The sequence below is a fragment of the Pseudomonas sp. HY13-MNA-CIBAN-0226 genome (genome assembly GCF_040310305.1).
GTDB classification, from domain to species: Bacteria; Pseudomonadota; Gammaproteobacteria; order Pseudomonadales; family Pseudomonadaceae; genus Aquipseudomonas; species Aquipseudomonas gregormendelii.
On sequence record NZ_JBEOPS010000009.1, the window covers coordinates 104,668 to 128,242 of the forward strand.

Sequence of the window (23,575 nt, forward strand, 5' to 3'; positions counted from 1 at the left end):
GGTGGCCCGGCAGCAGGTATCGACAAAGGTTATTGGCGTGTCGGGCCCACCCCTCAGGAGGCATGAACCCCATGAGTATTCATCTGATTTAAGGTCAACTGATGATCCGCAATAAACAATCGCGTCTGTTCCGCAAACTGCCACTGGTTGCCGCCATCGGCATGGCGTCCCTGGCCTCCATGGCCGTCCAGCAAGCCAGTGCTCACGGCTACATCGAAAGCCCGAAATCCCGGGCGTACATGTGCCGGACTAATGTGAACGCGGACTGCGGTGGCGTCACGTATGAACCGCAAAGCGTCGAATACACCCCATTTGTCGAACATCACTTTCCCGACGCCGCAAGTATGTGCAAGGAAGAATTCAGCCGATGCGGTCCGGCTGACGGCCGCATTGCGTCCGGCGGTATGGAGCGATTCAAGACGATCGACGAAGTCCGTAGGGACTGGGCCAAAACCGACGTAAAACCAGGCGTCAACGTATTTACCTGGAAGTACGAGGCTCGGCACCCGGTTAAATACAAAGAGTTCTACATTACCAAAAACGGCTGGGACTCGACCAAGCCCTTGACACGCGACTCGTTCGACCTCGAACCGATTTTGCACGTCGATGGCAATAACCAGATGCCATCGGACAGAGCCTCATACGAAGTCAATATCCCTGCTGACCACACCGGTTACCACGTGGTGCTAGCCACATGGAGAGTTGGCGATACCGATGCCACTTTCTATCAGGCCATTGACCTGAACATCGACGGTGAGGAAGTGGCGCCATCACCATGGACCACTCTGGGCGCGGTACTTCCGAAAGCCCTGGAAATCGGCGATAAAATCACCACTCGCGTGTTTGATGCAACTGGCGAACGTGTAGACAAGCAAGTCAGCCTGACCATCGCCTCGGACGAGCAGGCCAAGGCCGACATCTGGCCACACATGCTGGCGCAAAAGGTCAACGCCGCGAACTTCGGTTATCTGATGGGCGAGCTGAACACCGATGGCGAAGTAGTGCCGAACTTTGGCAAAAACACCGTTTTCGTCAAGAAAGGCAGTGATATCGAAAGCTTCCAGCTGGGCCAGGAACTGGTCAACCAGCCGATCGAGCTGAACATCACCGGCATGCAGCCGAGCTACACGTTGAAGGACGGCAATGTCGACCTGCATTTCAACGCGATCACCGATGGCAGTGATGTCACCATCAACGCCAAGGTCGTGAACGCCAAGAATGAAAGCATTGCGTACCAGGAAGCCGCGGCTGGCAACAATAGCCCGCACTTCTCGTTCAACCTGAAGGACATCGAAGCCGGCAAGTTCTCCCTGGAGGTCAACGCGGCACCGAAGAAAGGTTCGCCAACACAGAAGGTCGTCAACTTCACCGTGCAGGCTGAAAGCGATGGCTCGTATGACTTCGTCTTCCCTGAAGGCCTGAAAGAATACAAGGCTGGCACCACCGTGCTGCAACCGAAAGACGGCAACACCTACGAGTGCAAGCCTGGCCAGGTCGCTGGCTGGTGCATTCAGTGGAGCCCTACCGCCACCGGTTTTGAACCAGGCGTCGGTTCCAACTGGCAAGACGCCTGGATCCGCAAGTAAGCGATCCCGGAGTTGAACCAGGCGTGGCGCGCAAGCGCCACGCTTTCCGTCTTGTCCTGCCTATTTCGGAAGTAGAACCACCCATGCGCTTAATCGCTTATTCAACCCCACGCGTGCTGCTGCACTGGATCTTCGCCCTGGTGATTATCTGGGCCACCGTCAGTGGTTTCGGCAACGCGATGCTCGACCTGCCCGACGCCCTGAGCGACGGCATCAATTTCATCAACGTTTCGCTGACTGCGGTACTGATCCCGCTGTTTGCGCTGCGGATCTATTTCGCCCTGGCCCACCCCGTGGCGCATGCGCCAGACGAGGGCAACCAGGTGCTGGTCAAGGCCGGCCACCTCGGCCTGTACGTCATGACTGCGCTGGTGCTGGGCACCGGGGTACTGATGATGGAACGCCCGATCAACGTGTTTGCCCTGATGCTCATTCCTCAGCCTCTGACAGAACCGTTGCTGACCAGTTTTTTCAACACCGTGCACAAGGCCTGCTGCGTCGTCCTGGCCCTGCTGGTGGCAGGCCACGTCGCCGCCGTGGCGGTGCATCACCGGTGCGGGCACCCGCTGCTGCAGCGCATGTCGCTGCGCCTGTCATGACCGCCCGTGGCGATGCTTGCCGCCCATGGAGCCGCCGTGAAAGGGCTTGAAGCACGCCTGCGCCACAGGCTGAAAACGGCTGCCGTGGATACCTGGCTGGGCGTTGCCGCCTGCCTGCTGCTGTGTGCCTGGTTGAGCTGGCTGGGCCATGGCAGCTGGCTGTTGAGCAACGCCATGCCCACCAGTGAAGCCAACCATCAGGCCAGCGCCCGGCCGGTCGCCACGGCGCCGCTGAACAACAGTGCCATCGCCCGGCTGTTCGGCGCGGTGCCCGCCGCCGACACGCTGAATACCCCGCGTGTGCCGCTGGACCTGCTGGGCAGCCTGCTGGAAAGCAATCCGCAGCTGTCCAGGGCGCTGATCGGCAGCCCCCAGGGCAGCCGTTTCTACCAGATCGGCCATCCCCTGCCGGGCGGTGGCAGCCTGCGGCGGATCGATGCAACGCAGGTGGTGATCCTGCGCAATGGCGTGGAGCAGACGCTGACACTGGCAACGGCCAGGACCTCGCTACTGACCCCATCACCGCCGGCCGGCACGACGGTCGCCGCCGCGCCCGCCGGGTCCCTCATTCAACCGTCCTTGTGAAGCCAAAAATCATGAACCTAGCGTTACTGGCCGCGTCCCTGCTGACCCTCGGCACCGTGTTCTCCCCCGTGCAGGCAGCCGACAAGCCCCCTGCGGCGCAACAATGGACCCTGAACATGAAGGACGCCGAGTTGCGCGACCTGGTCAACGAAGTCGGGCAGATCACCGGCAAGACCATGGTCCTGGACCCGCGCCTGAACGGCAAGGTCACGGTGCAATCGACGACGGCCATGGACCAGCAAGGCATTTATTCACTGTTCCTTTCCGCGTTACGCAGCCAGGGCTTCGCGGCCATGGACCAGGGCGACCGGGTACTGATCCTGCCGGTGGCCGAAGCCAAGACCAAGGCCAGCGCCAGCCGCAGCGCCAGCAGTGAAGAAATCGTCACCCAGGTGGTCGAACTGCACCATGCCGCTGCCAACGAAGTGGCCGTGGCGCTGCGCCCGCTGGTAGCCACCGATGCCTACCTGGCGCCGTCCACCACCGCCAACGCCCTGGTGATTTCCGACAGCGCCAACAACGTCAAGCGCCTGCGCGAGGTCATTCGCGAGATCGACTCCCCCGGCAACAAAGCCTTCAGCACCCTGCAACTGCGCCATGCCTGGGCCGCCGACGTGGCCAAGACCCTGACCGAAAGCCTGAACCAGGGCGGCGGCGCCCAGCAAAGTGCCAAGGCCATCGGCGACAGCCGCAGCAACCAGTTGATCCTGGTCGGGTCGGCGCCGGTGCGCCAACAGATGCAGCGCCTGGCACAGGTGCTGGATGTGCCGAAAAACGCCGGCGACAACACCCGCGTGCGCCGCCTTAACCACAGCGACGCCAAGGAACTGGAAACCCTGCTCGGCGGCATCGGCAAACGCCTGGAGTCGGCTAATGGAAGCGACGGTGGCGGCGGCAGTGGCAGATCCAGTCAGAAGCAGAACGCACCGATACTGATCAGCGCCGATGAAAGTCAGAACGCCCTGGTGCTGATGGCCTCGCCGGCCCAACTGGCGATGTTCGACAGCGTGATCGACGAACTCGACCAACCCCGGGCCCAGGTGCTGGTCGAGGCGGCCATCGTCGAAGTCAGCGGCGATATCAACGAAGCCCTGGGCGTGCAATGGGCCGGCAGCGGCGGACGCTTCGGCGGTGCGGCCAACTTCAGCGGCACCGGTCTGGCCATCGGCACGCTGCTGGGCAGTTTGAAGGACGGCAAGCCCCCGACCCTGCCGGATGGCGCGATCATCGGCCTGGGCAGCAGTCATTTCGGCGCCCTGATCAATGCGCTGTCCAGCGACTCCAATAACAACCTGCTGTCGACCCCCAGCCTGTTGACCCTGGACAACCAGGAAGCGGAGATCCTGGTCGGCCAGAACGTGCCCTTCCAGACCGGCTCCTACACCACCAGCACCGATGGCGCGAGCAACCCGTTCACCACCGTGGAACGCAAGGATGTCGGGATCACCCTCAAGGTCACCCCGCACATCAACGAAGGCAACTCCCTGCGCCTGAAGGTCGAGCAGGAAAGTTCGGAACTGGCCGCCGCGCCTGCGGGCATCAGCACCAGCGACATCATCACCAACAAGCGCTCGGTCAAGACCACCATCCTGGCCAATGACGGGCAGATCATCGTGCTCGGCGGGCTGATCAAGGACAACGTCAAGGTGCAGGTCAGCAAGGTGCCCTTGCTCGGCAGCATTCCCTGGATCGGCAAGCTGTTTACCAGCACCAAGGAAGTCAACGAGAAGACCAACCTGATGGTGTTCCTGCGCCCGACACTGCTGCGCAGCGAAGCCAGCGCCGAGGCCTTGAGCTCACGCAAATACCGCAGCCTGCGTGAGCTGCGCAGCCCCGACGGCAAGACCCGCGCCCTGCTGCCGGAGAGCCCGCACCAGTTGTTCGACGCCGAACCGATTGACGGCCCGGGAGAGTTTGATATCCGCGCCCCGGCCAGGTTGCAGCGCCCATGACGGCGCCTGCGATGTCGCGCCTGAGTTTTGCCTACGCACGTCGCCACGGCGTGCTGCTGGAGCCCGGCGAGCAGGGCGCGCGCCTGTATTGCCGGGCCGACACGCCACTGGCGATCATCGCCGAAGTGCGCCGTCATCATGGCGCCGCGCTGCTCAGCCAGGTGCTGGACGACGACGCCTTCGCCCTGCAGATGGCCGCGCACTACCGCGACGGCCAGGACGGTGCACAACAGGTGGCCGAGGGACTGGGCGAGCAGTTCATCGAGGATTTCGACCTGGCCAGCCTGGCCGAGCAGTTACCGCGCACCACCGACCTGATGGAGCAGGAGGACGACGCGCCGATTATCCGCCTGATCAATGCGATCCTCAGCGAAGCGGTGAAGAACAAGGCCTCGGACGTGCACCTGGAAGCCTTTGAAGAACACCTGTCGGTGCGCCTGCGGGTCGACGGCCTGCTGCGCGAAGTGCTCAGGCCAAGGCGTGAACTGGCGACGCTGCTGGTGTCGCGGATCAAGGTCATGGCCAAGCTCGACATCGCCGAAAAACGCGTCCCGCAAGACGGCCGCATCGCCCTGCGCATTGCCGGCCACGAAGTCGACGTACGCGTCTCCACCCTGCCCTCCAGCCACGGCGAACGGGTGGTCATGCGCCTGCTCGACAAACAGGCCGGGCGCCTGGATTTGAGCCGCCTGGGCATGAATAACGAGGTGCGCCAGCGCCTGGAAAGCGCCCTGCACAAACCCCACGGCATCCTGCTGGTCACCGGCCCCACCGGCTCCGGCAAGACCACCACGCTGTACGCCGGGCTCGCCAGCCTCAACAGCCCGCAGCGCAATATCCTGACCATCGAGGACCCGGTGGAGTATCACCTCACCGGCATCGGCCAGACGCAGGTCAATGCCAAGGCCGAGATGACGTTTGCCCGTGGTTTGCGGGCCATTCTGCGCCAGGACCCGGACGTGGTGATGGTCGGTGAAATCCGCGACCGCGAGACCGCCGAGATTGCCGTGCAGGCCTCGCTGACCGGCCACCTGGTGCTGTCGACCCTGCACACCAACAGCGCAGTCGGCGCGGTCACGCGCCTGGCGGACATGGGCGTGGAGCGCTTCCTGCTCTGCACCTCGCTGCTGGGGGTGTTGGCCCAGCGCCTGGTGCGCCTGCTGTGCGCCGAATGCAAGCGCAGCGCTGTAGCCGATGCCGGGGCCTGCGAACGCCTCGGCGTAAACCCGGCCAGCGCACCGCTGCTGTACCAGCCACAAGGCTGCAGCGCCTGCCAGCAGAGCGGCTATCGCGGGCGCCAGGGCATCTACGAACTGGTATTGCTCGACGACCACCTGCGCCAGTTGATCCACGCCGGTGCCGGCGAGCACGAGCTGCTGGCCCAGGCCCGGCAGCACAGCCCTAGCCTGTTTGGCGATGGCTGCGCCCTGGTGCTGCAAGGCCTGACCAGCCTTGAAGAACTGCTGCGCGTGACCCAGGAGGACTGAGCATGGCCGCCTACGAATACCTGGCCATGTGCAGCGCCGGTCGCAAGTCCAGCGGCGTGATCGAGGCCGACAGCGAACGCCAGGTGCGCCAGCTGTTGCGCGAGCGCCAGTTGGTGCCGCTCAAAGTCACCGCCACCCAGCGCCAGCGCGTGCGCGGCGAAGGCCCGGCGCGACCCTCCGGTGGCGGCCTGAACAGCGCCGAGCTGGCGCTGTTGACCCGGCAGCTGGCGACCCTGGTGCAGGCGGCGCTGCCGCTGGAAGAAACCCTGGCGGCGGTCGCCGCGCAGTGCGAAAAACAGCGGATCAAAAGCATGCTGTTAGCGGTGCGGGCGCGGGTGCTCGAAGGCTACAGCCTGGCCAGCGCCCTGGGCGGCTACCCCAAAGCCTTCCCGCAGCTGTACCGCGCCACGGTCGCCGCCGGCGAGCGTTCCGGGCACCTGGGCCAGGTGCTGCTGAAACTGGCGGACTATACCGAGGCGCGCCAGGCCGCCCGCCAGCAGATCCAGCTGGCGATGCTCTATCCGAGCATCCTGATGGTCGCCGCCTTCAGCATCGTCGGCTTCCTGCTGGGCTTTGTGGTCCCGGACGTGGTGCAGGTGTTTATCGACAGCGGGCAAACGCTGCCGCTGCTGACCCGTGGCCTGATCGCCAGCAGCGCGCTGCTGCGTGACTTCGGCCTGCCGGTACTGGGGCTGCTGGGCCTGCTGGTGTTCAGCCTGCGGGTGGCCCTGCGCCAGCCGCGCCACCGCGAACGCTGGCACGCCACGCTGCTGCAATTGCCACTGATCGGGCGGCTGCTAAGGGCCAGCGATTGCACGCGTTTTGTCAGCACCCTGGCGATTCTCGGGCGCAGCGGCGTGCCCCTGGTGGACGCCCTGGAAATCGCCTGCGAAGTGGTGGCCAACGAGCAAATTCGTACAGGTCTTAAAGACATTGCCCGCGGGGTCCGTGAAGGTGTGAGCCTCACGCGGGCGCTGGAACTCAACGGCAGTTTCCCGCCCATGATGCTGTACATGATCGCCAGCGGCGAACGCTCCGGCGAGCTGGACAACATGCTCGAACGCGCGGCCCGGCAGCAGGAAGAACAACTGGCCAACCGCATTGCCTTGCTGGTCGGCCTGTTCGAGCCGGCGATGCTGGTGTTCATGGGCGCCTCGGTACTGATCATCGTCCTGGCGATCCTGATGCCGATCCTCAGCCTCAACCAACTGATCACCTGAATCCGGAACACTTGAACGTGCAAAATATCCAGCGACAACGCGGTTTTACCCTGATCGAAATCATGGTGGTGGTGGTCATCCTCGGGGTGCTCGCCGCCCTGGTGGTGCCACAGATCATGAGCCGCCCCGACCAGGCCAAGGCCACGGCGGCCCAGAGCGACATCAAGGCCATCGCCATGGCCCTGGACATCTACAAGCTCGACAATCACAACTACCCCACCGGCCAGCAGGGCCTGCAGGCATTGGTGAGCAAACCCGACGGCTACCCGCCGGCGCGCAGCTGGAACCCCGACGGTTACCTCAAGCGCCTGCCGATGGACCCCTGGGGCAATCCGTACCAGTACCTGATGCCGGGCAGCTACAACGACAGCTACGACCTGTTTTCCTTTGGCGCCGATGGCCAGAGCGGCGGCGAAGGCCTGAATGCCGACATAGGCAACTGGGAGCGCTAGGCGGTGGGCCCTTCACGCGCCAGGGGTTTCACCCTGCTGGAAGTGTTGCTGGTGATTCTGGTGATTGCCCTGTTCAGCGGCCTGGTCGGCATGCTCAACCCCGACTCCGGGACGCAACAGGTGCGCCGTGAAGGCGAGCGCCTGCGCGGCCTGCTGCAACTGCTGCGTGAACAAGCCGTGCTGACCAACCGCGAATATGGGCTGCGCTTCGAGCCCGACGGCTACGCCGTGCAGCGCCTGGAGGAACACGGGCGCTGGGCGCCGAATCAGGAATTTGCGCGCCAGACCCTGGCGCCGAACCTCAGCCTGCGCCTGGAGACCACCGACCTGCTCGACCATCCGTATCAGGGCCACGACCTGCCACAGCTGCTGGTGCTGTCCAGCGATGAAACCACGCCTTTCACCCTATGGCTGGAGTACCGCGGCCAACCGCTGCTAAGCCTGTCCAGCGACGGTATCCAGGAGCCGCTCCTTGAACCTGTCGATTGAACGCGGTTTCACCCTGCTGGAAGTGATGGTGGCCCTGGCGATTTTCGCCACCGCCTCCATCGCCCTCTACAGCGCCGTGCAACACATAACGCGCAACAGTGCCGGGCTGTCGGAGCGCACCCAGGCCCTGTGGATCGCCGACAACCGTCTCAATGAACTGCGCGCCGGCATGCTCGCCCCTGGCAAGGAACGCCAGGAACAACGGGTGGAATTCGGCGGGCGCCAGTGGTGGTTGCTGACCGATAGCGAGCCGGCGCCCGACTCGCGCCTGCTCAAAGTCAGCGTGCGGGTTTCCCCCCAGGCCAGCCTGGATGACGCCCGGCAATACAGCCGCGCGCACCTGGTCGGTTTTATCGAGGCACAACCATGACGCAGCGCGGCTTTACCCTGCTCGAAGTGCTGGTGGCCATCGCCATTTTCAGCCTGCTGGGCCTGGCCACCTGGCAGTTGCTCGACCGTGTGCTGCACAGTGACCGGCGTATCGCCAGTCACGAACAGCGACTGCGGCATCTGCAACGGGCCATGGGCCTGCTCGAGCGCGACCTGCAACTGGCCAGCCGCCGGGCCCTGAGCGACGACGCCAGCGCCAGCCAGGCCATGATCGGCCAACCCGGCGAACTGCGCCTGGTGCGTGGCGGCTGGCGCAATCCGCTGGACCAGCCGCGCAGCGAGCTGCTGCAGGTGCGCCACCTGTGGCGCGACCAGCAATGGCTGCGCGAGACCCTGCCGTTGCCCGGCGGCGAGCCGGGCGGCGCCCAGCCCCAGCTCCAGGTCTTGCTCAAGGGTGTACGCCTGAAGCGCCTGCGCTACGTCGACGGTCATGGCCAGGCGCACACCGGCTGGCCGGCGGACGGGCAGACCCTGGGCCTGCCGGGGGCCCTGGAAATCGTCATCGATGCGCCCGGCTTCCCGGACATCCGCCGGGTGATCCTGATGCCCGGCGGTGTGCCGGCCGGCGACAGCCACGCGGCCCCACCCCATGCGTAGTCCCGGGCGCCAGCGCGGCGTCGCCTTGCTCAGCGTGCTGCTGATCACCGCCCTGGTGACGGTGATCGTCAGCCATATGCTCGCCCGCCAGCGCCTGAGCCTGCACAGCAGTGCCAACCTGGTGCAGCACCAGCAACTCTGGCAACTGGCGCTCAGTGGCGAAAGCTGGGCCCGTCAGCAAATACTGGCGCAAGCACGCCGCGAGAATGGCTTGCAAGTGGTGCACCCGGGCCAGCCCTGGGCAGAGCCGGCGCCGGTCATGGACATCGAAGGCGGGCGCATTCACATCGAACTCGAAGACCTCGGCGCCCGGCTCAACCTCAACAGCCTGCGCCGCCCCAATGACCTGCTCGCCAGCGCCCGCTACCAACGCCTGCTGGCGCTGCTGGGGGTGCGTGCCCACGACCCGGCGTTGCTCTCAACCCAGCGCGGGCGCGACGGCAAGCCCCTGCCCCTGAGCGACATCAGCGAACTGCGCCAACTGCCCCAGGTAGACGCCGCTACCCTGGAAAAACTGCGGCCCGTGCTGACGGCCGGCCCCGCCAGCGCCTTGAACATCAACACCGCCAGCGCCCTGGTGCTGGCCAGCCTCGAAGGCCTGGACCAGGCCACGGCCAGCAACCTGGTCAAGACCCGGCCCGAGGCTGGCTACCCCAGCGTCCAGGCCTTCCTCGATCACCCCATGCTCGCCGGCCGCGACATCAAGGCCCGTGGGCTGGCGGTGGGCAGCCAGCAGTTTCGCGCCACCATCGACGTCGAACTCGACGGGCGACGCCTGCGCCTGGTCAGCGACCTGCGCAGCATCGACGGCAAGACCCTGCGCGTCGAACAACGCCACCTGCTCCCTAACCCCGCCAAAGCCGACCGGCCAAACGAGTAATGATCATGAGTCACTGGCTGTACCTCTCCCCCCCCGCCGACGCCGACGCCGAGTGGTCCCTGACCTGGTGGCAGGCCGACGCCCCGGCGCAGCATGGCACCCTGGCACAGGCCGCCGCACAACTGCGCGGTCAACCGCTAAGCCTGCTGCTGCCAATGGAAATGGCCAGTTATCACCAGGTCAGCGTGCCCGCCCGCAGTGGCCGCTGGCTGCGCCAGGCGCTGCAATCGGCTCTGGAAGATCAGGTGGTCGACGACCTCGACGACTTGCACCTGGCCCACGGCCCGTTGCGCGACAAACAACATTGCGCACTGTTTGCCATCGACCGCGAGCGCTTGCGCCAGTGCCTGGCCACCCTGGCGGCGCAGGACCTGCACCCGGTCCGCGTGCACATCGACGCCGACTGCATGCCCGCTGATCAGCCCTGCGCCCTTGGCTGGGACCAGCGTTGGTTGATCGGCGGCGCGGCGCCCTTGCGCCTGGCCCTGAGCGACGCGGAACTGCCAGCGCTCGCCCCGCTACTGCCCGGCCCATTGCACTGGTTCGGCGCCCAGGCACCGAGCGGCATCGACAGCGCGCAGTGGCACGCGCAGGACACCCCCTGGGCCCGCTTGAGCCAGGGCTCGGCGAGTGCCATCGACCTGTGCCAGGGCGCATTCGCGCGCCCCGGCAAACGTCGCTGGCCGTGGCGCACCCTGGCCGTGGTGCTGATCATCGGTTGCGCCGCGCAGCTGGTGCAGACCGTGGGCCATCGGCTGCTGATCGAGCAGCGCAGCGCCCAACTCAAACAGCAAAACCTGGCGCTGTGGCAACAACGCTTTCCGGACGACGGCCCGGTCATTGACCTGCCGCGCCAGTTGCAGGCCAAGCTGCGCCAGCAAGGCCAAGGCCAGGCCGGGATGACCCGCCAGCTGTCGCAACTGGCCGAGCAATGGGCCGCCAGCAGCGGCGCCCTCGCCGTGGTCCATCGCCTTAACTATCAACAAGGCGAAGGCTGGAGCCTGCAGGTCAGCGCCCCGGACTTCGCCGACCTGCAACAACTGCGTGAACGCCTGGTCACCCAGGGCCTGAGCGTCAGCGCTGAGGCGTCTGTACGCGACAGCCACGGCGTCAGCACGCGCCTCAAGATCAAGGAACAAGCCCTATGAGCGACGCCCCCGTAACCCCCACCGCAGCACCGTCAGCCGTCGCCCTGTTGCGCCGGCGCTGGCAAACCCTGGCAGCTCGCGAGCAAACAGCCGTGCGCGGCCTGGCTGTGTTCATTGGCGTGATGGCCGCGTACCTGCTGCTCTGGCAACCGCCGCAGCTGGCACTGGCCAAGGCCGAGCAGGCGTTTAATCAACAGAGTCGTTTGCAACAGCAACTGCAGGCCCTGCCCGCGCAACCGCGCGCCAGCAGCCAGGCCATCAGCGGCGAAGCGCTGCCGGGGCTGATTACCCGCACCAGCCGCCAGGCACAGCTCAACCTCGAGCGCATGGACAACACGCCCTCGGGGCACATCGACCTGAGCCTGGAAGGGCCTTTGGCGCCGTTTATCGGTTGGCTGGCAGAGCTCGAGCAGCAACAGGTCAAGGTCCTGTCGCTGTCGCTGGAAGTCAGCCCGCAGGCCCGGGCCAAGGCACAGTTGCAGCTATCGGGGAGTTAGTCAGGGCGCTGGCTTGACCAGCTCCAGCATCAGCAACGCGGCCAGTTGCGAGCGGGTGAACAGCGATTCGACGTCCAGCCGTTCGCGCGCCGAATGCTCGCCATCGCCGCTGGCGCCAATGCCCACCAGCGCGGTGGAAACATAAGGCGCGACATAGGAAATATCGCCACCACCGCGTAACTCGGCGGGCAGCAACGCCACAGGGCCGTGGCCCAGGCGCTGGCTGATCTGGCTGTAACGCTCGAACAGTTGCAGGCTGCTGGCGGTACTCGGCATCGGCGGCAGCACCTGCTCAAGCTGCAGGGTCGAGGTGGTGCCGGGCAGACTGTCTTTGACAATAGCGGCCATGCGCGCTTCGGCCTGTTGTTTTTGCGCAGTGGTCAAGTAGCGCACATCGCCACTGGCGATCGCGGTTTGGGCCACCAGGTTGGTCCGGCCAAAGACGTCACCCGCCCCGCTGGCCTTGTCGTACGTGGCCTCGACCCCGGCCACCAGTGTTCCAGGATTGACGGTCAACCCTGGTTCGCCGACCAGGCTTTTGCGCAGTTGATCGAGAATGCGCGCCAGTTCAAAACTTGCACCCGCCCCCACTTCGTCACTGAAGATGATCGACGAATGCCCCTCACGACCGGCAGCCTCAATCAACCAGTGCGCCGTGCCCCGCCGCCCTACCGAGGCATGGCCGCTCACGGTCGGTTCAAAGTCCAGCACCACATCACTGGCCTTGGCCATCTCGATCAAGGGCTGGCGCGAGACCGCGATCGGTTTGCCGCTGTTTTCCTCATCGCCGGTCAACACCACAGTGATACTCGCATCGTCCAGCGCGCCCATGGCGTGCAGGGCCTTGAGTGCATACAACAGCACCACCACCCCGCCCTTGTTGTCGATAATACCCGGGCCAGTGGCGAACCGGCCCTGGCGCTCGAACGTCTGGAACGGACTGTCCTTGGGAAATACGGTATCCAGATGGCCGATCAGCAGCAGTTTTTTCCCGGAGGTCCCTTTGCGCTCCGCGACCAGCGTGCCGGCGCGCTGCATCGTCGCTGGCAGCTCGATCCAGCGGGTGCTGAAACCGGCCGCCTGGAACTCGGGCTCCAGCAGCTTGCCAACCTTGAGCACGCCTTCGATATTCAGGGTGCCGCTGTTGGTGTTGACCAGGCGTTCCAGCAGTGAGAGTTGTTCGGCTTTTTGCGAGACAAGGTACTGACTGACCTGTTGATCCGAGGCCTGCACACCCGCCAGCGGCGTCAACAAAAAAACAGACAAACTAAGCGAACCGAGAATTCTCCTACCAAAACACATAAGCCATCACCGCCCCTTAATAGAATCACCCAATAACAATTACGCCCACCCCACCCCCACTGTAGGAGCGAGCTCGCTCGCGAAAAACCCGAGAACACCGCAGGAAACCAGACTCCCCGCGTTATCGTTAACGCCCCTCGCAAGCAAGCTCGCTCCTACAACCCTCCAATCGGCATTGGGGCGACACGGCATTAAACTTCTGAATCCCAAACAACCGTGATCGTCCCCGAGTAGGTGCTACCTGCATGCTCACGCAGCATCTCGTCAACCAAACGGTTGGTTTCGAAGTGTAAGGTGCCGGGCTTATGGTCCACGTAATCACCTAGCTGAAACTTTACGCCTCGATCATTTCTTAGTGCCTGACGAACGACCGGACGTCCCTCACTATCAACCATCCCGCTCGGCAAACTGACATCGACCGCCACGGGTATGGAGTGATTATTTTCATTTCTGATCGCGCACCATTCCCCATACATGTTGCTACAAATCAATCGCATACCAAACCGGCCGGACGCCGAGATATGGAAGGTCTGGTCACGAAACAGTCTTTTCGGTATGTGAGCCGGGTTTTGTAGCCAGCGCTGCCAACCACCCTCAGGCACTAGTTCCACACGATTGCCGCCCGGTGGAAGATAGACGTTGAGAACATGCTCAACATCAAGCGTAAATTTAAGTGTCAAGGCATTCTCGCTTGGGGCTAGGATGTCACCCACATCGAATTCGCCGCCAGCCCCCAACGTATATGTCAATGCCCCGACATACGTGCCCGAAGCCATGCCCCACGGATCAGGACTTTCCCACTGATAGACAATCTGCATTTCTTTAAAGTCTATCCTTGGGATATTAAAATTAGCCTTTTTGGCACATACCCCATCAACTGGCGTCATCCAAACAAAATTGAAATACTCAGGGCTATTAAGAGAAACACGAACACCCTCACATGGTCGAGGCGCCGTATCAAACGAGCCACCACTCCATAATGCTTGATAAGACTTTTCGCCACTAGGATCGCTTCCTACCGGCATCCCCACCAACTTTCTTACGTCTTCAGTTTCGCTCTTAAATCCAAAACCAGCGATCCTTGCTTTTAAAGTATGGCTTTCGCCAGTTTGCGTATTACGCACTTCAATCGTTTTCCAACTTGCCGGCACCTTGAACATAACACCCTGGCGTTCAATCGCATGATCGGCACGGATCTCGCCAGTAGATGTTAATACGATATTCACATCCGCACTAAATAGCTTATCATCGCGGCAACGTAGGTAAAGTAATTCACAGAACCTGCTAGGCCTTGTTGTGTTATAAAAGTTGTATTTATCATGACTCACTGGATAATATTTGGCTGTAACATCTACTTGCGCGGCCCATACAGGAGCAGCACTGCCTAAGCCCCCCAACAGCATCAACAACCAGTGCGAACCGGTCAACACCAAACGCCTAACAACACTCATAGAATAATCACCCTTCATCCAAAGCACCAGGTGCCGCAGCATTGAACAGAATATTAACATTGCCGTAGTAAGCTCCTGGGTTATAACCCTCCCCAGGTATTTGCGGGACAATTTCCAACTGAGCCCGAGTACCGACACTGGCGTCACGTGCCGACACCACCAACTTATACCCTTGAGCGTCCAGCTCCACCCCATTAAACTTCACTTGCAAATAAATATAGGAGCTTTCATTAAGAGAAGTCGTAAGAAACGGTCGGCTCACCAACTTGGCACTCACCCCACCGCCGTCATTAAGCACGTCAAACTCCCTGCGCAAACCGCCCAGGGTCGACTTGCGCACATCCCAGGGCAGTACCTGCTCCTGGTGCATCCAGCCGGGGTCGGTGGGGGTCACGTAGAACTGCAAGGTCGGGACGCGCACCGAGACCTCGAACTCGTGTTCCTCGCGGGCGGCCAGCGCAAAGGGGCTGGTCAACAGCAGCACGGTGGTGGTCATTGTCTTGAACATGTTAAATACCTGTAACTTCAGGGCGCCCTCGCCTGTGCGAGTCGCCGGGATCAACCCTTGACCTCGATGGACTTTTTCTTCTCGCCTTCAACCAGCTTCAAGCGGTATTCACCACCGGCCTGTTTGTCGACCTTGAACACGCGCTCGATATTCAAGGCGCCGCTGTTGGTGTTGACCAGGTGTTGCAGCAGTGAAAGTTGTTCGGTTTTTTGCGAGGTGAGGTATTACCTGACCTGTTGATCCTTCACGGTGGAGGCCTGCGCGATAAATAGGCATGTGAGTAAAAAAAGTGACAACCTATCGAACCGGTACTTAATTAAATATCGGAATCCCATACGACCGTGACAGTACCCGAGTACATCGTACCGGTTTTCATCTTCGCCATCTCCGAAGGGGACATTTTAAAACGCAGCGTCCCTCTACCTGAGACATATCCGGAAACCTTGAACTTATCATACCACGATACATTGAGGTATTTGTCACGCACAGGAGCTCCCGCGTCATCGGTCACTCCTTGAGGAAGCGAAACCCATGCTCCCACTCCTACTGAGTCGTTCTGCGAATTTTTCAAACCACAGTTGTTGCCCCCCGAGGGAAACTGGCAGAGAACTCTCATTGTAAAGGGCGACGTTGTCTCGAGATTGAAAGCTATGTACTTGGACGACAACCATTTTACGGGGCGCCCCTGGTCATTCCATGCCGGCCAACCTCCGTCCGGTTGAATGTCATACTTCCTGTCATTGCTATCCAAGGACACCCGAAACGTATGATTGACTTTCAAGGTAACTTTCACGTCGAATGACGGTCGACTCGGCTGCAAGTAACCGCCAGGATTGAAATCTTCTCTCATCCGATAAGTGGTAACGCCTTCATAAGTACCCGCTACCATCTCAAAGGGATTGGGTGTATCGAGCTGATACACAATGCTCAGTGAATCCAATTTCATTATTGGAATTGGGATAAAGGCTATACGTTTTCTTTTCCCACAGATCACTCCCGGATTGCCATGCCAGACAAAACGATATTGGGAGGGATGCATCCCGTTTTCTAGCTGCACGGATGAGCAAGGAGGTGGCGCATCGGCAAACATTCCACCCATCCACAGGTCAATATGCCCCCCAGGCGGCGGGTTACCCGTGATCGACGTTACCGTAGACGGACTAAGATCATATCGGGCAGCCACCCCTGTGATCTTAAGCTTCACGGGATACTCTCTACCATCAGCACCTTTTACAAAAAAACTTCGTAACTCAGGAATTTTAAACTGTACTATATTATCTACCGCCGGATTAGGAATACGCCCGCCAATCGTGACATCAATTTTCGAACTGCCCTTCCCCCCCTCAGGCCCGCAAGAAAAAGTCAAAGGCATCTCCGCACACAGTCCAGTAACAGGCGTCTTGTTCGTGAATTCTTTTTTACCCGGATTAGAAGAGTCTGACGCAAACTCAAATTGAAGATTAACATCAGCCGCGCAGGCCGGTGCCACTGTAACAGTGGACAGCATGGCAATCAGTAGCCAGCCAAAGCGCCCGAAATTTAGAGTTACCTGCGCACTTTTCATCTACTCCACCCTAAATAAAACCATCCCATAACGACCTCAAACATCACTATTAACTATGGCGCAACCGCATTGAACATCAAGTTGACAGCGCCTGAATAAGAGCCCGCCATGTAACCCTGTTGGGGCTTTTGCGGAATGATTTCCAATGGCACACGCTTGCCTGGCAATGCCTCTTGCTTGGAAACCACTTCCAGACTCGTCAATACGTTAAGCACCTTGCCATTGAACCTCACCTTCAACTCAATCCTGTCCTGACCGCTAGAAAGATACGGCTCGTCCACTAACCGTGCCGAGACGGCCCCTGCTTGATTAAGCACGGTAAAGTCCTTGCTCAAACTCTCCAAAGTCGAGGTGCTCTTGTTCCAGGACAGGCTCTGCGGGAGGCCAATCCAGCCCGCCTCTGCAGGACGCACATAAAATTGCGGCACAGGGATGAACACCGAAAGTTCAAAGGTATGCCTCTCCTTGGCTGCCAGGGCACAGGTGCTGGTCAACAGCAGCACGGTGGTGATCAATGTCTTGAACATGGCAAATACCTGTAACTTGAAGGCGCCATCGCCAATGCGAGGCGCCGGGATCAACCCTTGACCTCGACGGTCTTTTTCTTCTCGCCTTCCACCAACTTGAAGCGGTATTCACGACCGGCCTGTTTGTCGAACTTGAACTCGCGCCCGGCGAGGATGTGGTGCTTTGTCACCGGGTTGCATTCCTGCTCGTTCTTGCTCGAACAGTCCTTGAACTGATCGACGATCACCACGCTGTTGCCGTTATTGCGCAGCGTGTAATGCGTCTTGCTGTCGTCGACCTTGGTATCAAAGCGCGTGTGCTTGGGGCGCACGAAAAAGATCGTGCCGTAACCGGCGAGGATATTGACCCCAGCCGACAGCTCCTTTTTGTACTCTTCGCGCTCTTCGCTCGACACCGCGAACTGGTCTTCCTGCTCCGGCACCACCGGGATGAAGCGCACGCGGAAGTAACGCTCCTGCTCACGCTCGCCCATGTACAGCAAGCGGGTGCCCTGCATGCCATTGGCCGGTACGATCAAGCGCGCCGGGCTGGCCATCAGGCCATCGCGGGCCACTACGTCGGCCTGGTTCTTGACCGGGACTTCCTGGGGAACACCGTCGGCGTCGTAGACGATTTCCAGGATATTGACCTTGACGAAGGCCGTAGCATCGCCGCCGTTGAACACCCGCTTGAGGTAGGTGCTTTTTTCGCCGTCGAGGTAGTCATAGACCACCCCGACATTGATTTGCGGACCGGCTTGGGCGAGTAATGGCAAACAGCAAAAACTGAAGAGTGTGATCAGGTATTTCATGGCTTAAACCTCGTTTGTTGCTTGATCAATAAAGAACGGCATCACCCGGCCTTCTCTGCTTTATAAGTCGCATCCGCCAGGGTCTCCGGCGAACAGCGCAAATCACCGATCATCAACACATCCTGCTCGGTCGGTTGCGCCGCCGGGTCGAGGCGGAACTGGCACAGCAATTGGTCGTTGTGGCGCACTTCCAGGGTCGGGGCGCTGGCGCTCATTTCCATCGAGAAGAAGCCGTCCACTTCGCTGACGCCGCGGCTGGCGTGGTTGATCACGTGATGGCCCTTGAGCGGCCGGCCTTGCGGGTCGAGCAGGCGGCCGAGCACGGTCAGGGTCTTGCTGATGGTGATCTTGCGGTAGTCGACGCCGCCCTTGTTCAGGTGATAGCGGGTGCGCACCGGCTGGATGCTGGCGGCGGGCACGTGGTTGCCTTCGAAGTCGAAGCTGACCGTGCTGTTGCGGTAGGCGGTGATCGGCACGAAGTTGCGCCCGGGGCGCAGCCGGGTGCTGCCACCGCTGAAGTCGTCGGCGCGCAGGGCGATGTCTTCGAGATCGGACTCGACGTCGATGATCATGCCGGCGCCATCGCCCCGGGACTGGCTGGTCATGACCATCTGTTCGCCGCTGAAGGCGAAGGTGCTGTCCAGGTTCAGGCCGCCGGTGAAGTTGCCGTTATAGGACGAGCGCTGGGCAAAGGCATCGCCGCTGACCACCTCGGTGAGGAAACTCGCGGTACCGGAGACGCCGACGCCATAGGTGTCGGTGCTGGCGGTGGCGGAGACGCTTTGCAGCTGGTGGTCCTGCAGGGTCTTGCGATAAGTGACCGAGGCATTGTTGTCGCGGGCGCCGTCACGGGAGGTACGCGAGCCGATGCTGCCGCTGATCTGCTGGCCGGGGCCACCCAGGGACAGGTTGAGGCTCAGGTCGACCCCGCGATTGCGCTGGTTGCCGCTGCTGGAACTGCCCGGGCGGTCGAACAGCGACAGGCGCCAGTTGCCGTCGCTGCCAAACAGGAAGGTGCGCTGGTTCCAGCCCAGGTCCAGGCCGACGCCTTCGGTGTAGCCGTCGCTGTGGGAGATCCGTGCATTGAGCGAGCTTTTCTGGCTGATGCGGTGGTTGACCGACAGCGAGGAGTTGCTGGTCTGGCCGGTGAACACGTTGCGCTGGCGGATGCGCGTGCCGTCGGGCAGGGTTTCGTAGGTGTTGCGGGTGTCCAGCCAACTGCGGGTATGGCTGGCGATGAGACTGCCGGAACTGTAGCTGTAGAGGCCCTGCAAATCGACGCCGGTGCCGTAGTCCTGGGTTTGATAGAGGTTGGCATAGAGGCTGACGCTGTCGGCCAGGCTCCAGTCGACCGAGGTGCCATATTGCAGGGTGTCGCGGACCTGGCGCCCGGACAGGCCGACCACCACCCGTGGGTGCAGCAGGTAGTTCAACGCGACACCGGCGGTCATGGCGTCGTTCTTGTCGTCTTCCCAGTTACTCAGCAGCTTGGTCTCGCGCCCGGCGAACAGGTTGTAGCGCCAGCGTTCGTCCGGGTTGCGCCAGTTGTTGGGCTTGTACACCAGCTCCTGGCTGGTCGAAGTGATCTGCCCGTCTTCGATCAGGCGCACTTCGACTTCGTAGATACCGCCGGGCAGCGGCCGGGTATCGAGGGTCTGCAAGCCGGCGGGCACCGGCTGGGTGTTGATCAACAGGCCGTCGCGGTAGATCTCCACCGAACCCAGGCGATTGGCGGTGACATAGATCGGGTAGACACTCGGGGTCGAGATTTCGATGGCCAGGCTGTCAGAGCTGCCGTACATGACGCCCAGGGCGGTGTCCGGGCTGTTGCCGAAGGTCCGCGGCTGTCGACTCAAGCCTTCGGAAGCGGGCGTGAAATAGCCCAGGCGCAGGAAGTTGCCCTGCAGCTCGCGCTGGCTGTAAAGCTCGTGCACCGAGTGATAGAGCTGGTCATCGCCGCCGCCCATGCGCGCCAGTTGCATGTTGAAGTTCTGGGTCCAGTTGCCCAGGCTGCTGCTGGCCTCCAGGCCGTAGCGCCCGCCCAGGTCCTGCTGCTGGCCGCCGTTGAGGTTCAACTGGTTGCGCACGATCAGGCCGGTACTGCCAGCGCGTGGCTGGTCGTAGAAACGCGGCGTCTCGCTGTCACGTTCGGCGCGCTCGGTGGCAATCGACACCAGCGAGTTTTCCAGGCTGTAGTGCACCGCGAGCATCTGCTCCGGGCAACTGCCGGCACAGGCCCCCAGCGGTACGCCCTGTTGCAGGTAGGCCGCCCAGGTGTCGCGCTCATTGGCCGGGACCCGACTGTCGGCGACGTCGGTAAAGTCCAGCAGGGTGATGCGATCATCGCGCGACAGCACGATCATCGCCTCACCGAGAAATTGTTGATCGACCTCGACGCGAACCGCCAGCGGCACATCGAAAAAGTGTTCCTCGAATTCACTGGGCAGACCCTTGGCCTGGGCCATTAAACTGCGAGGCGTAGTGCCGATGGCAGAGGGGGCCGCGAGTGCACCGGCACAGAAAAAAAGCGCAAGCGCCGCCGCGATGGGCGTCATCGGGAACATGCAGGTAATTCTCTTGACGAAGGTGAAGGTTAAAAACGCGGCTGGCGAGGCAGATCTGCCCGCCAACCGCGTGACGCAGTAGCCTCGAAGCGCTGACTGTCCTTAACGGATCAAGCAGTCGGTTCGAAGATCAGCGATACGCTGCCGGTGTAGAGGCCTGGCTTGTAATTGTCTGTCGGCTTGACTGGCGCAATGACGAACTCCACCTGATGAGGCGAGTTGGCATCGGCATCGTCAACGACCTTGATCGCCTGAGTCGCCGACACGTCGATTCCATTGACCTTCACGGTCAACGCGATTTTTTTGTCGCCGTCGATCAGGACAGGTGGTACATCGAGCTTGGCCTGGATACCTTTCTCGGTATTCAGAACTTCAAGACGGTTCTTCCAGCCCAGCAGTTCCTTCTTGTTGATATCCCATTGCAGCACTTGCTCTTTGGTGAAATCTTCACCGGCTGGTGGGCGCACGTGGAAAGTAGCGGCCGGAATATCTGCCTTCAACTGGATATTGATGCGCTCCTGGTTTGCATCCGCCATGACCATGGAGGAGCTCAGCAGCAAAGCAGCGGCCGGAATGGAAAGTGCAAGTTTTTTGAACATGTTCACTACCTGTGATTGATTGGATTCAATATTGGAGTCAAATCGCCTCAGCGATGCAGAAACCTACATGTCACGACGAAATTTCCCACAAGCCAATTGCAGCCCATCTTTATATGACAGGACACAATAAGAAACGCCGAGTTATGTAGAGCGTATTTTTCTACAAGCCATTCGACAGCAACAAGATAAACAGTGCCCATCCACCCGCCACTAGGAAAAATCCTAAAGCCAATGACAATCCATTAACTCCAGAAATTTCTGAAGGACAAATACCACAAAACTAGTACTTGTCTCATTTAAGTGACGTCCATTTACCCGAATATGACTTTATTAGAGTAATAGCACCACAATTCACCCAATCGAAAGCGCTGGCGAATGGGTCCGCCATTGCTGTCAGGCACGCGTAATCAGTGGATAAAACCAAAGGTGTCAGGCCGAACCAGACGGGGAAGCGCAACAGCTAACGTGGCCGACCGAGGCCGCTTCGTCTGGCGCAGAGTAATTAATTAAGCTCAAGATTGCCGTAAGCAATCTGGTAATAAGCCGTATAAGGCAACAAGACCACATCAAATACGGCCGAAGCCATGATATCGAACAGTATAAAGGGCGTGTCATTGACATGTAGTCCACGCACAACGGCTTCAGCGCGCGGAGGGCCATTCAACACACATAAATCATAAACAAAGCCACTGAATACGCGAGGCAAGGCGGCACAATTGGTCTGTGACCACTTGAGCGTAGAGACCACTACAGAATCAGGAACAAAGACACTGTTGATAGTCCCGCACCCTGAGAGGCCAAACAGCAAACAACATAGGGATAAAAATCTCACGCGGACACCTGCACTATCATTGACGACATTTGATCACGGCTTAAAAAGTCATAACATTTTACGCATGCTTTGGCTGGTCACCTGATAGCCCGACTCATCGTAAAGGCGCCGCGCACCCGCATTATCAAAGTAAACCTCCAGCGCAATCGAGCGCACGTCCAGAGTCACAAAAAACGCTTCGATTTCCCGCATCGCCAATTTTGCATAGCCTTGGCGCCGGTAGGGTTCATGGATCACCAGGTCGAATATGAAACCTTCACGCCGCTCCTCTTCGACCACCCCAGCCCAGATGGCGCCTACGCACTCACCCAGGGCACTGTCCTGGATATCGAACAGGTAGTGGTCCGCGGTCAGCAAACCCTGGGGCAGCAACCGGGCGAAGGACGCCTCGGCCAGGGCCGGCGCCCGGTCAATCTCCCACTCACCGGTGCGCTGCATCTGCGCGGCGAAATCGGCAATGCTGTAAGCCTTGAAGCGCTCGAATGAAGCGGCGGACATGGGTTCCAGGACTATCATCATGTTGCTCCCAGGCAGAAACTCTTCAGTAGGAAAACAGGAGTGGCTACAGCCAAACACGATACACAACTAAAACAGAAGAAACCAATACAGCAAGTGATTACATATTACTTTATATTTACTGCTTCACTCCCGTAGAACATAACGAGTGCTATCGCAGAACATGACTTGCATCTATAAGATTATTCTTAACCCCGAACCTACACAGGATTTAAATGTGAATGATGCCCAACCTGCCTACTGCACTGATAAGCATGTAGACGGCCGTTATCGCAGTAATGAATGGGTACATCAGAAAGACAATGGGTGGCAGTCAGGCTGCCTTCGCTGGCAAGCCAGCTCCCACAGGGATCGCACCCACGCTGAACGTATTCACGCCATCGCCGGAAACACAACTTACCCAAAACCTGTAGAAGCCAGCTTGCTGGCGATGGACTCAAGTACGCCGCATTCAGCCAGCCCACACGCGTTATCGTTAACGACCATCGCCAGCAAGCTGGCTCCTACAGGGGAACGCGTACAACAAGCCAACCTTTAGCCTGTCGGCAACGTGTCAGCGACTCGCCGCATCGAGCGTATAGCGCCCGGTGTTCTGACGAATGTCCGGTTTGAGGGGGCCGTTCTGCTGACTGAAGACAAAAGTGCCCCGCTGGTTGGATTCACACACCAGGGTCCATGTGTAGTTCACCGGCTCACCTTGATACGTTTCTCGCATGACCAACTGACCCAGGTCGCGCGCATATTTACGGTATTCATATTCGCCAGTCGAAACGATCGGCTTTCCGAGCACTTCAAGTTGATAAGTGCCATCATTCAGCGTTAGCCGAACTTGATTACCGGCATTGGGATTACTCGGCGAATAAAGTGGATCGGCCACATTGATCATGGTCTGATTGACCAGTGAGTCCGGCATGTCACAGCTGGCATTGACCTGAGACGCCAGGCCGGCGAGCAATGATAGGGTTATGACGCGCGATAGCATCAGAGAATCTCCAAGCAAGTAGGGAACGTTTTTAGAACGATGGTAGAAAAAATGTGG

General features: G+C 60.5%; 24 protein-coding genes. 13 read left to right on the top strand and 11 right to left on the bottom strand.

Annotated elements, in window-relative coordinates; all coding sequences use genetic code 11:
* Window positions 1–101 precede the first annotated feature (101 nt).
* From gbpA to AAEZ05_RS11975, 13 genes are all read left to right on the top strand, one after another.
* On the top strand, window positions 102–1,586 hold the full coding sequence (gene gbpA / locus AAEZ05_RS11915) for an N-acetylglucosamine-binding protein GbpA (protein WP_350647529.1): 1,485 nt from the start codon (window positions 102–104) through the stop codon (window positions 1,584–1,586).
* Window positions 1,587–1,669: 83 nt separating this feature from the next.
* Window positions 1,670–2,185 carry a cytochrome b gene (locus tag AAEZ05_RS11920; protein WP_205892807.1) on the top strand — a complete coding sequence of 172 codons (516 nt, stop codon included), beginning with the start codon at window positions 1,670–1,672 and terminating at the stop codon, window positions 2,183–2,185.
* A 36-nt stretch (window positions 2,186–2,221) separates the two neighbouring features.
* Window positions 2,222–2,770 carry a type II secretion system protein N gene (locus AAEZ05_RS11925; RefSeq protein WP_350647532.1) on the top strand — a complete coding sequence of 183 codons (549 nt, stop codon included), beginning with the start codon at window positions 2,222–2,224 and terminating at the stop codon, window positions 2,768–2,770.
* Between the two features lie 11 nt (window positions 2,771–2,781).
* On the top strand, window positions 2,782–4,722 hold the full coding sequence (gene gspD, locus AAEZ05_RS11930; protein WP_350647534.1) for a type II secretion system secretin GspD: 1,941 nt from the start codon (window positions 2,782–2,784) through the stop codon (window positions 4,720–4,722).
* Window positions 4,719–6,209, top strand: a complete 1,491-nt coding sequence (gene gspE / locus AAEZ05_RS11935) for a type II secretion system ATPase GspE (protein WP_350647536.1) — start codon at window positions 4,719–4,721, stop codon at window positions 6,207–6,209. The genes gspD and gspE overlap by 4 nt, the downstream gene beginning before the upstream one ends.
* Before the next feature lie 2 nt (window positions 6,210–6,211).
* The gene (gspF, locus tag AAEZ05_RS11940) at window positions 6,212–7,429 is read left to right on the top strand and encodes a type II secretion system inner membrane protein GspF (protein WP_205892803.1); all 1,218 of its coding nucleotides are present in this window, start codon (window positions 6,212–6,214) and stop codon (window positions 7,427–7,429) included.
* 17 nt (window positions 7,430–7,446) lie between these two features.
* Entirely contained in the window at window positions 7,447–7,881 is a 435-nt protein-coding gene (gene gspG, locus AAEZ05_RS11945) for a type II secretion system major pseudopilin GspG (RefSeq protein WP_336512425.1), read from the top strand.
* Window positions 7,882–7,884: 3 nt separating this feature from the next.
* Entirely contained in the window at window positions 7,885–8,370 is a 486-nt protein-coding gene (gene gspH, locus AAEZ05_RS11950) for a type II secretion system minor pseudopilin GspH (RefSeq protein ID WP_205892802.1), read from the top strand.
* Window positions 8,354–8,740 carry a type II secretion system minor pseudopilin GspI gene (gene gspI / locus AAEZ05_RS11955; protein ID WP_350647539.1) on the top strand — a complete coding sequence of 129 codons (387 nt, stop codon included), beginning with the start codon at window positions 8,354–8,356 and terminating at the stop codon, window positions 8,738–8,740. Before gspH ends, gspI begins: the two co-directional genes overlap by 17 nt.
* Window positions 8,737–9,357 (top strand): type II secretion system minor pseudopilin GspJ, encoded by a 621-nt coding sequence (gene gspJ / locus AAEZ05_RS11960; protein ID WP_205892801.1) that lies wholly within the window; start codon window positions 8,737–8,739, stop codon window positions 9,355–9,357. Before gspI ends, gspJ begins: the two co-directional genes overlap by 4 nt.
* A complete protein-coding gene (gspK, locus tag AAEZ05_RS11965; RefSeq protein WP_205892800.1) occupies window positions 9,350–10,237 on the top strand; it encodes a type II secretion system minor pseudopilin GspK in 888 nt (295 codons plus the stop codon). The genes gspJ and gspK overlap by 8 nt, the downstream gene beginning before the upstream one ends.
* 5 nt (window positions 10,238–10,242) lie before the next feature.
* On the top strand, window positions 10,243–11,385 hold the full coding sequence (gene gspL, locus AAEZ05_RS11970; protein WP_350647542.1) for a type II secretion system protein GspL: 1,143 nt from the start codon (window positions 10,243–10,245) through the stop codon (window positions 11,383–11,385).
* Entirely contained in the window at window positions 11,382–11,882 is a 501-nt protein-coding gene (locus tag AAEZ05_RS11975) for a type II secretion system protein M (RefSeq protein ID WP_350647544.1), read from the top strand. Before gspL ends, AAEZ05_RS11975 begins: the two co-directional genes overlap by 4 nt.
* Here the strand turns inward: AAEZ05_RS11975 and AAEZ05_RS11980 are convergent, their stop codons facing one another.
* From AAEZ05_RS11980 to AAEZ05_RS12030, 11 genes are all read right to left on the bottom strand, one after another.
* A complete protein-coding gene (locus AAEZ05_RS11980) occupies window positions 11,883–13,148 on the bottom strand; it encodes a M20/M25/M40 family metallo-hydrolase (protein ID WP_350647546.1) in 1,266 nt (421 codons plus the stop codon).
* 227 nt (window positions 13,149–13,375) lie between these two features.
* Window positions 13,376–14,653, bottom strand: a complete 1,278-nt coding sequence (locus tag AAEZ05_RS11985; RefSeq protein WP_350647548.1) for a hypothetical protein — start codon at window positions 14,651–14,653, stop codon at window positions 13,376–13,378.
* Complete coding sequence (locus AAEZ05_RS11990) at window positions 14,643–15,143, bottom strand: CS1 type fimbrial major subunit (protein WP_350647550.1); 501 nt, start codon at window positions 15,141–15,143, stop codon at window positions 14,643–14,645. Before AAEZ05_RS11990 ends, AAEZ05_RS11985 begins: the two co-directional genes overlap by 11 nt.
* Window positions 15,144–15,459: 316 nt before the next feature.
* Window positions 15,460–16,707, bottom strand: a complete 1,248-nt coding sequence (locus AAEZ05_RS11995) for a hypothetical protein (protein ID WP_350647552.1) — start codon at window positions 16,705–16,707, stop codon at window positions 15,460–15,462.
* A gap of 53 nt (window positions 16,708–16,760) precedes the next feature.
* Window positions 16,761–17,234, bottom strand: a complete 474-nt coding sequence (locus AAEZ05_RS12000; RefSeq protein ID WP_350647554.1) for a CS1 type fimbrial major subunit — start codon at window positions 17,232–17,234, stop codon at window positions 16,761–16,763.
* A 50-nt stretch (window positions 17,235–17,284) separates the two neighbouring features.
* A complete protein-coding gene (locus AAEZ05_RS12005; RefSeq protein WP_350647556.1) occupies window positions 17,285–18,025 on the bottom strand; it encodes a molecular chaperone in 741 nt (246 codons plus the stop codon).
* A 41-nt stretch (window positions 18,026–18,066) separates the two neighbouring features.
* Entirely contained in the window at window positions 18,067–20,589 is a 2,523-nt protein-coding gene (locus AAEZ05_RS12010; protein ID WP_350647558.1) for a TcfC E-set like domain-containing protein, read from the bottom strand.
* 110 nt (window positions 20,590–20,699) lie between these two features.
* Window positions 20,700–21,188, bottom strand: coding sequence for a CS1 type fimbrial major subunit (locus tag AAEZ05_RS12015; protein WP_350647560.1), 489 nt, complete (start codon window positions 21,186–21,188; stop codon window positions 20,700–20,702).
* Window positions 21,189–21,690: 502 nt separating this feature from the next.
* Entirely contained in the window at window positions 21,691–22,020 is a 330-nt protein-coding gene (locus AAEZ05_RS12020) for a YceK/YidQ family lipoprotein (protein WP_350647562.1), read from the bottom strand.
* A 48-nt stretch (window positions 22,021–22,068) separates the two neighbouring features.
* Complete coding sequence (locus AAEZ05_RS12025) at window positions 22,069–22,539, bottom strand: GNAT family N-acetyltransferase (RefSeq protein WP_350647564.1); 471 nt, start codon at window positions 22,537–22,539, stop codon at window positions 22,069–22,071.
* Window positions 22,540–23,089: 550 nt separating this feature from the next.
* Window positions 23,090–23,518: a hypothetical protein gene (locus AAEZ05_RS12030; protein ID WP_350647566.1), complete on the bottom strand. Its 429-nt coding sequence runs from the start codon at window positions 23,516–23,518 to the stop codon at window positions 23,090–23,092.
* Between the last annotated feature and the right edge of the window lie 57 nt (window positions 23,519–23,575).